This is a genomic window from Sphaerisporangium perillae, assembly GCF_023276435.1.
GTDB classification, from domain to species: Bacteria; Actinomycetota; Actinomycetes; order Streptosporangiales; family Streptosporangiaceae; genus Sphaerisporangium; species Sphaerisporangium perillae.
Genome location: NZ_JALLPO010000057.1, coordinates 34,062 through 47,066, shown reverse-complemented (window position 1 = coordinate 47,066; position 13,005 = coordinate 34,062). Strand labels below are relative to the sequence as shown.

At 72.4% G+C, this 13,005-nt stretch carries 11 protein-coding genes and 1 rRNA gene; 9 read left to right on the top strand and 3 right to left on the bottom strand.

The window, feature by feature from the left end:
• Window positions 1–7 precede the first annotated feature (7 nt).
• Window positions 8–124 (top strand): 5S ribosomal RNA (rrf, locus tag MYF83_RS37620).
• 2,336 nt (window positions 125–2,460) lie between these two features.
• Window positions 2,461–3,837, top strand: coding sequence for a hypothetical protein (locus tag MYF83_RS37615; protein WP_248965584.1), 1,377 nt, complete (start codon window positions 2,461–2,463; stop codon window positions 3,835–3,837).
• 213 nt (window positions 3,838–4,050) lie between these two features.
• On the opposite strand, the gene MYF83_RS37610 is transcribed toward MYF83_RS37615, so the two are convergent.
• A complete protein-coding gene (locus MYF83_RS37610) occupies window positions 4,051–4,989 on the bottom strand; it encodes an MBL fold metallo-hydrolase (RefSeq protein ID WP_248965583.1) in 939 nt (312 codons plus the stop codon).
• Window positions 4,990–5,184: 195 nt separating this feature from the next.
• Between MYF83_RS37610 and MYF83_RS37605 the strand changes: the two genes are divergently transcribed.
• The gene (locus MYF83_RS37605) at window positions 5,185–5,577 is read left to right on the top strand and encodes a single-stranded DNA-binding protein (RefSeq protein ID WP_248965582.1); all 393 of its coding nucleotides are present in this window, start codon (window positions 5,185–5,187) and stop codon (window positions 5,575–5,577) included.
• Here MYF83_RS37605 and MYF83_RS37600 read toward each other — a convergent pair.
• Entirely contained in the window at window positions 5,521–6,786 is a 1,266-nt protein-coding gene (locus tag MYF83_RS37600; protein ID WP_248965581.1) for a DUF1015 family protein, read from the bottom strand. The two genes, MYF83_RS37605 and MYF83_RS37600, sit on opposite strands and share 57 nt — an antisense overlap.
• Window positions 6,787–6,901: 115 nt before the next feature.
• Here MYF83_RS37600 and MYF83_RS37595 point away from each other — a divergent pair, with 115 nt between their 5' ends.
• Together MYF83_RS37595 and MYF83_RS37590 are read left to right on the top strand one after the other, a co-directional pair.
• The gene (locus MYF83_RS37595) at window positions 6,902–7,330 is read left to right on the top strand and encodes a tetratricopeptide repeat protein (protein WP_248965580.1); all 429 of its coding nucleotides are present in this window, start codon (window positions 6,902–6,904) and stop codon (window positions 7,328–7,330) included.
• Between the two features lie 53 nt (window positions 7,331–7,383).
• The gene (locus MYF83_RS37590; protein WP_248965579.1) at window positions 7,384–8,379 is read left to right on the top strand and encodes an HAD-IIA family hydrolase; all 996 of its coding nucleotides are present in this window, start codon (window positions 7,384–7,386) and stop codon (window positions 8,377–8,379) included.
• Between the two features lie 20 nt (window positions 8,380–8,399).
• Here MYF83_RS37590 and MYF83_RS37585 read toward each other — a convergent pair whose 3' ends face one another.
• On the bottom strand, window positions 8,400–8,747 hold the full coding sequence (locus MYF83_RS37585; RefSeq protein WP_248965578.1) for an SCP2 sterol-binding domain-containing protein: 348 nt from the start codon (window positions 8,745–8,747) through the stop codon (window positions 8,400–8,402).
• 288 nt (window positions 8,748–9,035) lie between these two features.
• Between MYF83_RS37585 and MYF83_RS37580 the strand changes: the two genes are divergently transcribed.
• From MYF83_RS37580 to recN, 4 genes are all read left to right on the top strand, one after another.
• Complete coding sequence (locus MYF83_RS37580; protein ID WP_248965577.1) at window positions 9,036–9,212, top strand: hypothetical protein; 177 nt, start codon at window positions 9,036–9,038, stop codon at window positions 9,210–9,212.
• Between the two features lie 19 nt (window positions 9,213–9,231).
• Window positions 9,232–10,050 carry a TlyA family RNA methyltransferase gene (locus MYF83_RS37575; protein WP_279340601.1) on the top strand — a complete coding sequence of 273 codons (819 nt, stop codon included), beginning with the start codon at window positions 9,232–9,234 and terminating at the stop codon, window positions 10,048–10,050.
• A gap of 35 nt (window positions 10,051–10,085) precedes the next feature.
• Complete coding sequence (locus MYF83_RS37570; protein ID WP_248965575.1) at window positions 10,086–10,994, top strand: NAD kinase; 909 nt, start codon at window positions 10,086–10,088, stop codon at window positions 10,992–10,994.
• Between the two features lie 200 nt (window positions 10,995–11,194).
• On the top strand, window positions 11,195–12,913 hold the full coding sequence (gene recN, locus MYF83_RS37565; RefSeq protein WP_248965574.1) for a DNA repair protein RecN: 1,719 nt from the start codon (window positions 11,195–11,197) through the stop codon (window positions 12,911–12,913).
• Window positions 12,914–13,005: the final 92 nt, after the last annotated feature.

Genomic DNA, 13,005 nt, shown 5'->3' with positions numbered 1-13,005 from the left:
AAGGGGTTACGGCGGTCATAGCGGAAGGGAAACACCCGGTTACATTCCGAACCCGGAAGTTAAGCTTTCCAGCGCCGATGGTACTGCACCGGGGACGGTGTGGGAGAGTAGGACACCGCCGGACAAATTTTTCATAGCATCATCAGGGAAGCCATCCACGTTGTGGGTGGCTTTCCTGCGTTCCAGGACCAGATCGCTCCAGGAGCGGTCCCAGAACCATTTCCTGCATTTCCAGAGCTATTTCCATTCAAGGTCATTTCCATTCTGGAACGTTTTCCGTGCCTGATCAGCCCTCGTATGAGGTCCTGCGGCATTCGGTTCCTTGCCTCGGCGGTCTCTGACCGAGGTCCCGTATCGATGAACATCCGGCCTCCTGGGCGGGCGCGTCTCGTGCGGTACAGGGCCTTGCTAGGCTGGACGGTGCCGGGCCACCCCACCACGGGTGGCCTTCGTCGCGTAAGGCGCCAAGGACGGGCAGCGACAGAGTGGACGGGCCTTGTGTCCCGCGGCCGGATGGAATCCCCTCCGCACACGGTCGGCGCAATGGACGAAACGCGGATCACGGCGGCCGCGGTGAGCGAGCAACGAAGGACAGAAGTGAACAGAGATAACGGACGTGAGGATTCAGGCCGTCCCGAAGAGGGTGGGCGCACAGGCGGAGGGTCCGAAGGACCCCGCAGTGACCGCTCCGAGGGAGCCAGGGACGGCCGGCCGGCTGAAGGCGGCCATCGTGCAGGATCCCGTGGAGAGGGACGCCCTGGTGATGGCCCGCGCTACGGTGAGCGGCGCGAGGGCCGACCGGCCGGCTCGTATGGGTCCCGCGACCGTGACTCTCGGGGAGGACGCCCCTTCCAGCGTGACGACCGCGGTGACCGCGGCGCCGGTCCGGCCGGCCGCGAGGGCCGAGGTGGGGCGAGTGGCGGCCGCCGGTTCGAGCGCGATGACCGTGGAGACCGTCCGGCTCGCCCCTTCGAGCGTGGTGACCGTCCCGACCGCCCGAGCCGTCCCTTCGGCCGTGACGATCGCGGTGGCGCCGGTGAACGCTCTTATGGCCGTGGCGGCCCCGCAGGTGAGCGCTCCTATGGTGGCGGAGAGCGGGATCGCGCGCCGGGTGGGCAGGGCTCCTATGGATCGCGTGGTGACCGCCCCTCAGGCGGCCGGTCGGATTCCCGCTACGGGGATCGTCGCGAGACAGGCGCCGCCGGTTCGTCCGGCTGGCGTGACCGGGACGACCGTGGCGGCCGGCCCTCCGCGCCTGGGGGTCGTGGCGACCGTGAAGGCCGTCCCTTCCAGCGTGATGATCGTGGGGGTTCGGGTTCGCGTCCTTTCAGCCGTGAAGGCAGAGACGACCGCGGGGGCGCCGGCGCGCGTCCGTACAACCGCGACGACCGCGGCGGCTCCGGCGAGGGCCGCCCGTCCTACCGGGACGATCGGGGCGGTGCCGGCGGTCGTTCGTTCGGCCGCGAAGGCGGTCGTGAGGACCGTGGAGGCGCCCCTGACCGGCGTCCGTTCAACCGGGACGACCGCTCTGGAGGCGCCGGTCGCTCCTTCGACCGTGGCGGCTCCGGCGAGGGCCGCCCGCCCTACCGGGACGACCGTGGCCCCTCGGGGCGTGGTGGTTCTTACGGGTCCGGCGGCGAGCGTCCTCAGCGCGAGGCCGGCCGGTCCGATTCCCGCTATGGGGACCGTCGCGAGGGCCGTCCTGCCGGTTCGTCCGGCTGGCGTGACCGCGACGATCGCGGAGGGCGGCCATCCGGTCCCGGTGAGCGCGGTGGCCGGCCGTCCGGTCCCGGTGAGCGCGGCGAGCGTTCGTTCGACCGGGGTGACCGTGGCGGGCGTCCCTTCGACCGTGATGACCGCGGTGGCCGTTCGTTCGATCGCGGCGACCGTCCCGACCGCCCGAGCCGTCCTCCCTACGACCGCGACGATCGCGGTGGCCGGCCGTCGGGCACTGGTGAGCGCGGCGACCAGGGGGGCCGTCCGTTCCAGCGGGACGACCGCCGGGGGCCGGGATCGCGTCCGTTCAGCGGTGAAGGCCGCCAGGGCCGCGACGACCGTGGCGGATCCGCGCCGCGTTCGTCCTACCGGGGGCAGCGCGACGACCGCCCGCAGGGCCGCGACACCGGGAGCCAGGGGGGAGACCGTCCCTTCCGGCGGGACGACCGCGCCGGATCAGGGCCGCGCCCGTTCAGCCGCGAAGGCCGTGACGACCGAGGTCCTCGCGAGAGCCGTCCGTCCTCGGGCGACCAGGGCCGGCCGTACGGGCAGCGCGAGAGGGAGGGGTACCGCTCCCAGGGAGACCGGGACGCGGGGGCACCTTCCGACAGCGGCGCCCGTGGCCGGTACGGTCGCGAGCGTGGCCGCCCGTTCGAGCGTGAGACCGAGCGTGGCCGCCCGTTCGAGCGTGAGCCCGAGCACGGCCCCCGGGACGATCGTGGTCGCCGCGAGGAGCGTGTCGCGGTGCCCGAACTCGAGGCGGACATCACGCCGGACGAGCTGGAGAAGGACGTCCGGGACGAGCTCCGCTCCCTCCCCAACGACCTCGCCAGCATGATCGCCTGCCACCTGGTGGCGGCCGAGCGCGCCCTCGGTGAGGACGACGCGGCACGGGCGTACGAGCACGCCAAGGTCGCCCGGCGCTTCGCCGCGCGGATCGGCGTCGTCCGCGAGGCGGTGGGCCTGGCCGCCTACCGCGCCGGGCATTACGCCGAGGCGCTCAGCGATCTGCGCGCTGCGCGCAGGATGACCGGTTCGGATGAGTTCCTGCCCATCATGGCCGACTGCGAGCGTGGTCTCGGCCGTCCGGAGCGGGCGCTCGACCTTGTTCGTTCGCCGGAGGCCGAGCGTCTTGACCGCGCCGGCCGCATCGAGCTGGCGATCGTCGAGTCCGGCGCCCGCCGGGACCTCGGCCAGCACGACGCGGCGGTCATCACCCTGCAGCGGGTGCCGGAACTGCGCAACCAGGAGCCGCATCCTTGGTCGGCGCGCCTCGCCTTCGCCTACGCCGACGCCCTTGCGGAGGCCGGCCACGAGAGCGCGGCGACCGACTGGTTCGAGCGCGCCATGATGTTCGACGAGGACGGTGAGACGGACGCGGCCGAGCGCTATGCCGAGCTGACCGGCGCCGTCATCGAGGACATCGAAGAGGACATCGACGAGGACGAGGACGAGGACGAGTTCGGTGAGGATGCCGGCGAGGACACCGGTGCGGTGACCTCCAAGGTGCTCGAGCAGGACGATCTCGACCAGGACGAGCTCGACGAGCTCGATCAGGACGACGAAGACGAGCTCGACGACGACGACGACGACGACGAGGACGAGGACGACGAGGACGAGGACGACGAGGACGACGAGGACGAGGACGACGAGCTCGACGAGCTCGACGAGGAACTCGGGCGCGACGGCTTCGAGTCCGCAGTCGGGACGCCCGAGGCGGTCGTGGTCGAGCCGGTCGGCGCGCAGCCGGACGTCCATGCCGATGCCGAGGGCCGCCATGACGTGGCGCCGGAGGCCTCTGGCACGGGCGGCGAAGCCGATGACGTCGATCCTGAAGGCGCCGTCGCCGATCTCGATGACATCGAGCCCGAAGCCACCGCGGCCGAGCCCGGGGCGGCTACGGCCGAGCCGGATCCGGATGTCGCGGCGGAGCGGGAGATCGCGGCGGCCGTCGAGCCGCCGGCCGCTCCGGTCGAGGCCGTGCGCCCGGAGCCGGGTATGGCTCCGGCGTTCATCGAGCCGGACTTCGGTGTTTCGGCGAGGGCCGTTCCGGGGGATGTTCTCGACGACGACGATGATGACGACGCCGAGGCGCGAAAGCACGGCAAGCGTGAAGCCTGAGGCGTGAACCAAGGCTGACGAGGGGTGGTGGGCGCCGACAAACCTCGAGGCGTGCGGCGCCCACCACCATCGTTCCCTGCCGCGCCGATCCTAAGCGCGGCCGGCAGGGGGAACGAGAGTTCGAGCGTCCCCGTCGAGCGGGGATCGGGCCGGGCGAATCGCCCCGCGAAACTCCGTGGACGGCCGGATCGATCTTCGTGAGGCGCGTGTGGCTCACTCGGAGGTGGGGCGGGTGCGGTCGAGCCAGTGCATGATGCCGGCCACGTTCGACGGGGCTCCGCTGAGCAGCTCGAAATGCTCGGCCACCTCCGGATCCTGTGACGTCAGCGCGCTGTAGCGCTCGCGCGTCTTCTCCCGCACCATCGCCACCGCGTGATCGAGGTCCATGCCCTCGGCGTGGGCCTGCCGGGTCAGGTCCACCCACACGCGCAGCTCCTCGGCCGAGCGCTCCAGCGTCGCGGTGACGTCGGGCACCGGCCCGTAGTGGCTGAACAGCAGCCGCTGGGGGCCGAGGGCGCCGAACAGGGCGATCGAGTCCAGCGCGGTCCGCAGGTCGAAGTCCGGCGGTGGGGTGGCGGGCCGCAGGTCGCCGGTCTGGGGGAGGTACACCCCGGCGGCGTCGCCGACGTAGAGGTCTCCGGTCGCGGAGTCCAGCAGCCCGACGTGGTGCTTGGCGTGGCCGGGTGAGTAGTGGCTGGACAGCGTCCGCCCGCCGCCGAGGTCGACCGAGCCGGCGTCGCCGAGGGCCCGGATGCGGGCCGCGTCGGTCGGAGCCAGGGCTCCGAAGAGGGTGTCCAGCTTGTCGCCCCACACCATCTTGGCGCTGGCCATGAGCCGGGAGGGGTCCGCGAGGTGCCGCGCGCCCTTTTCGTGCACCACGATCTCCGCGGAGGGGTAGAAACCGGCGATGTCGCCGACGCCTCCCGCATGATCCAGGTGGATGTGCGTGACCACCACCGTGGCCAGATCGTCCGGGCCGACCCCCAGGGAGGTCAGGGCGTCGCGGACGATGGGAGCGGACGTGGAGGTGCCCGTCTCGACCAGGCAGGGCCGGTCGCCCAGGATCAGATAGCCGGCGGTGATCCCGGAGTATCCCGCCATGCGGGTGTCGATCTCGTAGACATCCCCGCCAAGCGGCGTGACGTTGTCCACCGGCCACTCCTTCGATCCCTGGTTTCGGGCCGTGCCCGCGATCCCTATGTTCGTACCACCTCGGCGATCCCCGGTGTGAACCGCGGTCGTGTTCGCGGCCCGTACGGCGGTTTTCCACAGAGCGGCGTTCGGATCTCCGCAGGCCGGGGCCGCCGCCGCAAGATGGTCCCTTCCACGGATCCGGAAGGGGATGCCATGCACCGCAACGAGGTGACGCTGGTGGGACGGCTGTCCAAGCCGCCGAGGCAGAAGGGGCTGCCGAGCGGCGATGTGATGACGATGTGGGGGCTCGCGGTCCGCCGGCCCCCCGAGCACCCGAGCGGCAAGAAGGCCGACGGCATCGCGTGCGTCACCTTCGACGCCGAGGTCGGCGCCCGCGTGGCCGGGTGGCGGCTCCACGACGTGGTCCGGGTGGAGGGGGCTCTGCACCAGAGATACCGGGGCGGCCCCGCCGGGGGCGTCAGCACCTACGAGGTCGAGGTCCACCGGGTCAGCCGGCTGGAGTCCCGCGACCTGGTGGCGGGGCGCGGCTCAGCCGGTGGCGAAGGTGCGCAGGACCAGGCCGGTGCGGGGCTTGGGGCCGAATGACGTCGATTTGCGGGGCACGCGTTCCCCGCCGGCCGCGATGGCCAGCACGCCGTCCACGGTCAGCGGCGGGATGATCACCGCGGTGCCCGACTGGCGGCGCGCCATCTGGGCGGCCAGGAAGGGGTCGTGGTGGACGATGCGCACCGTTCGCTCGTCGTCCTGCATGCCCCAGACCTTCGGCATCAGGAACTCCGCGAGGATCGAGGTGGCGAGCGACTTCCACGCGGCCGATCGCGACGGCGGCATCGCGTGCTCGACCTGCACCGGGTCGGGGTCGGTGAGCAGGTGGCTCGGGCCCTCTCCCGCCAGGACGAACGCCGGGCCGGGCGCCGAGGCGAGCGCGTCCAGGGCGTCCTCCAGGCGCGGGAAGTCGTGCACCCGCCAGGCGCCCTTGGCCCGCGCCGCGGCCTCCTCCAGGGCGAGCCCTGGAATGACCCGGTGGATGGGCTTGAGATCGGGCGGGTAGGCCGTCGAGTCGACGAGCAGGGCGAGGCCGAAGTCCCACGGCCCTGGGCCCCGTCCTTCGGCGTGGTAGTCCCGCTGGAGGGCGAGGTAGGTGGCGTAGCGGTGGTGGCCGTCGGCGATCAGCGCCCGCCGCCCGTAGAGCTCGGCCGCCACGGCGTCGACCTCTGCGGGCTCGGTCAGCGCCCACAGGCGATGGGCGATGCCGTCGTCGGTGCGGACGTCGACCAGCGGCGTCCGGGTCGAGGCCACCTCGTCGACCAGGCGGGACGCGCCGCCGCCGTCGCCTTCGTAGAGCAGGAAGATGGGTTCCAGGTTGCTCTCGGTGGTCTTCATGAGCGCGAGCCGGTCGGCCACCGTCCCCGGCATGACGTTCTCGTGCGGCAGCACGATGCCCTTCTCGGGCTCCGACAGCCCTAGATCGCCGATGAGGCCGCGCAGCAGCACCCCTGGGCCGCTCTGCTCGTACACGTAGAGAGCGGGGAGGTCGTCGGTGGCCAGCACGCCCGAGCGGAGCCATGACGTGAGGGTCTCACGGGCCTCGGCGTAACGGTGCTGGTCGGCGCCGGGAAGGATCAGGCGCACCACGTTGTTCGGGTGGGCGTCCAGCAGACTCTGGACGTCTTCCCGCGAGATGAGGTCGTACGGTGGAGAGGTGACCGCAGCCGGATCCTCCACTGCGAAGCGCACACCCCGGAACGGGCGCAATACCAGTCCGTCAGGGGACGGCAGTTCAGAGATGGCCATACCGGGCATGGTGCCATAAAGGCCTGAGTCGCTCAGAGACAGCCCCGATGTCGTAGCGCTGCCCGGCTCGTCTGGAAGCCGGGATGACTTGTCCTCTGAAGGAGGCCTCGAACAGATGGTGCAGGGACGAAGCGGGTCCGAATCCCCCGACTACCAGCCCAGTCCACCCGCAGGTGATGTCTACGAATGGTTCCAGAGAGGCGTCAAGCTGCTGAAGGACGGCAGTCCTGCCGCCGCGGCGGCGATCCTGGCGCGGGCGGCCGACGCCGAGCCGGAGTCCCGCAGCATCCGGGAGGCGCTGGCGCGGGCCCAGTTCAACTCCCGCCGGTACGAGGAGGCGGCCGACAGCTTCCGCTGGATCGTCTCCGCCAACCCCACCGAGGACTACGCCTACTTCGGCCTCGGCATGGCGCTGTGGCGCACCGGCGACATGAAGGCCGCCCACGAGCACCTGTCCATCGCCGTGGCGATGCGCCCCGACCTGCGCGACTACGTCTCGGCGTTGAAGCAGGTCAGGGCCACCCTGCGCGCGAGGCAGGCGTGACACGCCTCGTGCCCGCGTCACGGCTCCGTCCAGGCATCGGAAACACTGGGTCAATGGAGACCGCGCTCATCGACCTGTACGACACCTTGCTGCTCGATCTCGACGGGGTGGTCTACCTCGGCCGCGAGGCGGTGAAGGGCGCTCCCGAGGCCCTGACCCGCGCGCACGAGACCGGTGTGCGGCTCGCCTACGTCACCAACAACGCCTCGCGCACCCCGGCCGCCATCGCCGAGCACCTGGTGTCGATCGGCGTGCCCGCCACTCCCGACGACGTCGTGACCTCCGCTCAGGCCGCGGCCCGCATGATCGCCGAGCGCGTGCCGGCCGGTTCGGCGGTGCTGGTGGTGGGCGGCATGGGGCTGCGGTGGGCCGTCCGGGCCCAGGGGCTTCGCCCGGTCACGACGGCGGCGGACGCTCCCGTGGCCGTCGTTCAGGGCATCTCACCCGATCTGTCCTACGGCCTGCTCTGCCAGGGGGCGCTGGCCGTCCGGCAGGGGGCCTGGTTCGTCGCGGCCAACGGCGACACGACCATGCCGACGAACAACGGCGTGCTCCCGGGCAACGGAGCGATGACCCGCGTGATCGCGACGGCCACCGGGGTGGAGCCGGTGTCGGCGGGCAAGCCCGAGCCGCCGCTGCACAGGGAGTCGATGCTGCGCACGGGCGCCGAGCGGCCGCTCATCGTGGGAGACCGGCTGGACACCGACGTGGAGGCGGCCACCCGGGCGGGCGTGGACAGCCTGCTGGTGCTGAGCGGGGTCACCGGCCCGGTGGACCTGCTCACCGCGCCGCCCGAGCACCGCCCGACGCACATCGCCGCGGACGTGTCCGCCGTCCACCGGCCGCCGGCGCCGGTCGGGCGCGAGGGGGAGGAGTGGACCCGGGACGGCTGGGTCGCGCGATGGGAGGGCGGACGGCTGCACCTGAAGGGCGGCGGCGACCCCGTGGACGGGCTCCGCGTGGCGTGCGCCGCGTCCTGGGCGCACGCCGGCGAGGGGCGGACCGGCGAGGACGCCCTCGAACAGGCCCTGGCGGCGCTGGAGCCCTGATCCCGTCCCACCGCAGGGTGTCAGAGCAGCTTACGCAGGCGCAGCAGATCCCCCAGGCTGGCGTCGATCTTGACACGTCCGCCGAGCAGCGCGCGGGCCATGTCGAGCTCTCCGTTCACCATGGACAGCAGGTCGTCGCTGTAGATGCGGATGCGCACCTCGGCGGGACGCCCGCCCTCGGGAGGGATGTCGGTGAACGGCTCTAGCCCGTTCTGGTGGATCCGCCCGTAGAACGTCACGTCCAGATCGGTGATCCGACAGCTGAGGCTCCTGTCCACCACGTGCTTGGTACGGGTTTCCGGATCAAGCTCGGCGAACTGCTCGGCGAGCTTGTCCAACGCCGCCCTGCACTCGTCGACGGTCGCCATGCGTCGTACCCCTTCTCATCCCCGAAGCTCCTCTGACTTACGGAAGGTAGCGTTTCACTCGAGTACTACGCGAAATCCGGCGCGCGGGCGCGGCGCGGGCAGAGAAGAGCATCACACCGGTGGCCGCTTCCGATACGGTCGAGGTCTACGGTCGCCGTGTCGGCGGCGGTCACCCTGGTGCGCGACCATTCCATCATGTCCTTGATCGGTGCCGCGACCAAGAGGCGCACCGCGAGTCGGTGCCGCCACAGGAGACACACGGACACGCGAAGCGGGTGGAGACGACGCATGACGGAGAGCGGCGAGGCGAGGGTGGCCGCCGCCCTTGCCCGGCTGGGCGGCCTCGGCGAGGTTCCCGTGCGGGAGCACGTCCCGATGTTCGAGGAGGTCCTGAGCGGCCTGGAGGCTACCCTGGCCTCGATGGACGACGCCTCCCCGGCCGCTCCCGGGGACGGGAGCCTGTGATGGTGCGGGGGTGGGCGCGTTGAGCCGCCGCATCCGTCTCGACAGCGAACTCGTCCGGCGCGGCCTGGCACGCTCCCGAGAGCAGGCGGCGGAGCTGATCTCAGGTGGCAGGGTCAGCGTCGGAGGCCGCACGGCCGCCAAGCCGGCGACCCAGGTCGACACGGCCTCGGCGATCGTCGTGGCCGAGGCGGCGGAAGGGCCGGCCTACGTCTCGCGGGGCGCCCACAAGCTGCTCGGCGCGCTGGAGGCGTTCGGGCCGCGCGGCCTGGCCGTCGAGGGGCGCCGCTGCCTGGACGCGGGGGCCTCGACGGGCGGGTTCACCGACGTGCTCCTGCGGCGCGGCGCGGCCCACGTCCTCGCGGTCGACGTCGGGTACGGCCAGCTGGCCTGGCCGCTCCGCACGGACGAGCGGGTCACCGTGATGGAACGGGTCAACGTCCGCGACCTGACGCCCGAGATGGTGGGCGAGCCGCCCACGCTGGTGGTCGGCGACCTGTCGTTCATCTCCCTCCGCCTGGTGCTGCCGGCTCTGACGGCCTGCGCGGCCTCGCGGGCCGACTTCGTGATGCTGGTGAAGCCGCAGTTCGAGGTGGGCAAGGAGCGGGTGGGGGCCGGCGGCGTCGTACGGGACCCGGGGCTGCGCGCCGGAGCGGTCCGCGATGTCGCGGCGGCGGCCTCCGGGCTGTCCCTCGCGGTGCGCGGCGTGACGGCGAGCCCGCTGCCGGGCCCGTCGGGCAATGTGGAGTACCTCATCTGGCTCGGCAAGGGCCCCGGGCCCGATCCGGTGGCCGATCTCGACGCCGAGATCGAGCGCGCGGTCGTGGAAGGTCCCCAATAGTGCGTGAAGTGCCCGCCGGACGAGCGGAGTCGACCATGGACGGTTCGAAGCGCACGGTGCTGATCACGGCCCATACGGGGCGCGTGCCGGCGGTCGAGAGCGCGCGGCTGGTGATACAGCGGTTCCTCGACGAGGGCTTCACGGTCCGCGTCATGGAGCCCGAGGCGGAGGAGATCGGCGCCCCGGGTGTGGACGTGGTGCCGTCGAGTCCCGCCGCGGCCGAGGACGCCGAGATGCTGATGGTGCTCGGCGGCGACGGCACGCTGCTGCGGGCGGCCGAGCTCGCCCGCCCGGCCGGCACCCCGCTCCTCGGCGTCAACCTCGGCCACGTGGGCTTCCTGGCCGAGGCGGAGATGGCCGACCTCGCCGAGGCCGTGGACCGCGTCGTGACGAGCCGGTACACCGTCGAAGAGCGCATGACCATCGACGTGAGGGTCCGGGCCAACGGCGAGGTCCTCGCGTCCACCTGGGCGCTGAACGAGGCGAGCGTCGAGAAGCGCGACCGCATGCTGGAGGTCGTGGCCGAGATCGACGGCCGCCCGCTGTCCCGCTGGGGCTGCGACGGCGTGATCTGCGCCACCCCGACCGGTTCCACCGCCTACGCCTTCTCGGCGGGCGGCCCGGTCGTGTGGCCGGAGGTGGAGGCGCTGCTGATGGTGCCGAACAGCGCCCACGCGCTCTTCGCCCGGCCCCTGGTGGTCTCCCCGAGGTCGACCCTGGCCGTCGAGCTGCTGCCGGGCACGCCGGGCGGTGTGCTGTGGTGCGACGGCCGGCGCCGCTTCGATCTGCCGCCGGGCGTGCGGGTGGAGGTGCGGCGCGCCGACCTGCCGGTGCTGCTGGCGCGGCTGCACGACGTCGACACCACCGGAGCGCCGTTCACCGACCGCCTCGTGGCCAAGCTGGAGCTTCCCGTCCAGGGCTGGCGCGGGCGCGTGCGGCCCTGACGGCCCGCGGATTCCAGCCCGTTTCCTCGCGGCCTGAACGGCCACCTCGGCGGCCCTGGGGGGTGCGAACAACCCCGGTCATCGAAAACCTTGGCGATTTCCGCGTAGGATCGACCCGCACGGAGAGGTGACCGAGCCATGCCCCCGACGGTCCGGCGAGGTGCCCGATCGGAGCGCGGCGGAACAGTGGGAGGGACCCAGTGCGGCCACGGGTCGATGAGGTCCGGATCAAAGGGCTCGGAGTGATCGATGAGGCGGTCCTTTCGCTCTCATCGGGATTCACCGTCGTCACGGGCGAGACCGGCGCGGGCAAGACGATGGTCGTGACGGGGCTCGGGCTGCTGTTCGGCGGCCGGGCCGACCCCGCGCGCGTCCGGCCGGGGGCCGACCGCGCCACGATCGAGGGCACGCTGGTCGTGGAGCCGGGCAGCCGGGTCGCCCAGCAGGTGGAGGACGTCGGCGGCGAGATCGACGACGGCGAGCTCATCATCGCGAGGACGGTCTCCACCGAGGGCCGGTCCCGGGCCTGGCTGGGCGGCAGGTCCGTGCCGGTCGGCACGCTCACCTACCTCGCCGAGGATCTCGTGGCCGTCCACGGCCAGATGGACCAGCAGCGGCTGCTGCAGCCGGGCCGCCAGCGCGCCGCCCTCGACCGCTACGCGGGGGAAGAGCTGGTCAAGCCGCTGCGCGCCTACACCCAGGCCTACAAGCGCCACAAGGAGGTCGGCGAGACGCTCGAGGAGCTCACGACCAAGGCGCGGGAGCGGGCCCAGGAGGCCGACCATCTGCGCTTCGGGCTTGAGGAGATCGAGAAGGCCGACCCCAAGCCGGGCGAGGAGGTCGAGCTCAAGCAGGAGGAGGAGCGCCTCGCGCACGCCGACTCGCTGAAGAACGCCGCCGTGGTCGCCCACACGGCCCTGCTCGGCGACCCCATGGCGAGCGCCCAGGGCGCGCAGGACGCCGTGTCGCTGCTCGGGCAGGCGCGGTCGGCGGTGGAGGCCGTCCGCGAGTACGACACGACGCTGTCGGGCATCGGCGACCGGCTGGCCGAGGCCGGCTATCTGGTGTCGGACGTGGCGACCGAGCTGGCCGCCTACGCCGAGTCGGTCGAGGCCGACCCGGCCAGGCTCGCCGCGGCGCAGGAGCGCCGGTCGCTGCTCACCGGCCTGATCAGGAAGTACGGCGAGGACACCGTCGCGGTCCTGGCCTGGGCGAGGGACGCCGCGGCCCGGGTCGGGGAGCTCGCGGGCGACGACGATCGCATCGCCGAGCTCACCCGCGAGCACGATGAGCTGACGGTCCGGCTCACCGAGCTGGCGGCCGAGCTCACCGGCATCCGCACCTCCGCCGCCGAGCGGTTCGGCGAGGCGGTGACCGCCGAGCTTTCCGCGCTCGCGATGCCGCACGCCAAGGTCGTCGTGGTGATCACTCCGAGCGGCCAGTTCGGCCCCGAGGGGGTCGACGAGGTCGAGTTGCGGATGATGGCCCACCCCGGGGCGCCGGCGCTGCCGCTCAACAAGGGCGCCTCCGGCGGCGAGCTGAGCCGGGTCATGCTGGCCATCGAGGTGGTGTTCGCCGGCGCCGACCCGGTGCCGACGTTCGTGTTCGACGAGGTCGACGCGGGCGTGGGCGGCAAGGCGGCGGTGGAGATCGGCCGGCGGCTGGCCCGGCTGGCCCGCACGGCGCAGGTCATCGTGGTGACCCACCTGCCGCAGGTCGCCGCCTTCGCCGACCAGCATCTCGTCGTGGAGAAGGCCAGCGACGGCAGGGTCGTGCGCAGCGGGGTCACCGCTCTCGACCGCGAGGGGCGCACCAGGGAGCTGTCGCGCATGCTGGCGGGCCTGGAGGACTCCGAGCTCGGCCGGGCGCACGCCGAGGAGCTGCTGTCGATCGCCGGGGCGGACAAGGCGACGGGTTGATCATGATGACCGCCGATGCCTGGTCAGGACGCCTGACGAGCGCTCAGCGGGGCGGGCGGGGACCGGCGTACGCCAGCTGCGCGCGCCCCTCT

Excerpts from the sequence above, each read along its gene's own strand:
- MYF83_RS37605 (WP_248965582.1), top strand. The coding sequence starts at position 5,185 with ATGCACCGCAACGAGGTGACGCTGGTGGGACGGCTGTCCAAGCCGCCG.
- MYF83_RS37600 (WP_248965581.1), bottom strand. The coding sequence starts at position 6,786 with ATGGCCATCTCTGAACTGCCGTCCCCTGACGGACTGGTATTGCGCCCG.
- MYF83_RS37595 (WP_248965580.1), top strand. The coding sequence starts at position 6,902 with ATGGTGCAGGGACGAAGCGGGTCCGAATCCCCCGACTACCAGCCCAGT.
- MYF83_RS37590 (WP_248965579.1), top strand. The coding sequence starts at position 7,384 with ATGGAGACCGCGCTCATCGACCTGTACGACACCTTGCTGCTCGATCTC.
- MYF83_RS37585 (WP_248965578.1), bottom strand. The coding sequence starts at position 8,747 with ATGGCGACCGTCGACGAGTGCAGGGCGGCGTTGGACAAGCTCGCCGAG.
- MYF83_RS37580 (WP_248965577.1), top strand. The coding sequence starts at position 9,036 with ATGACGGAGAGCGGCGAGGCGAGGGTGGCCGCCGCCCTTGCCCGGCTG.
- MYF83_RS37570 (WP_248965575.1), top strand. The coding sequence starts at position 10,086 with ATGGACGGTTCGAAGCGCACGGTGCTGATCACGGCCCATACGGGGCGC.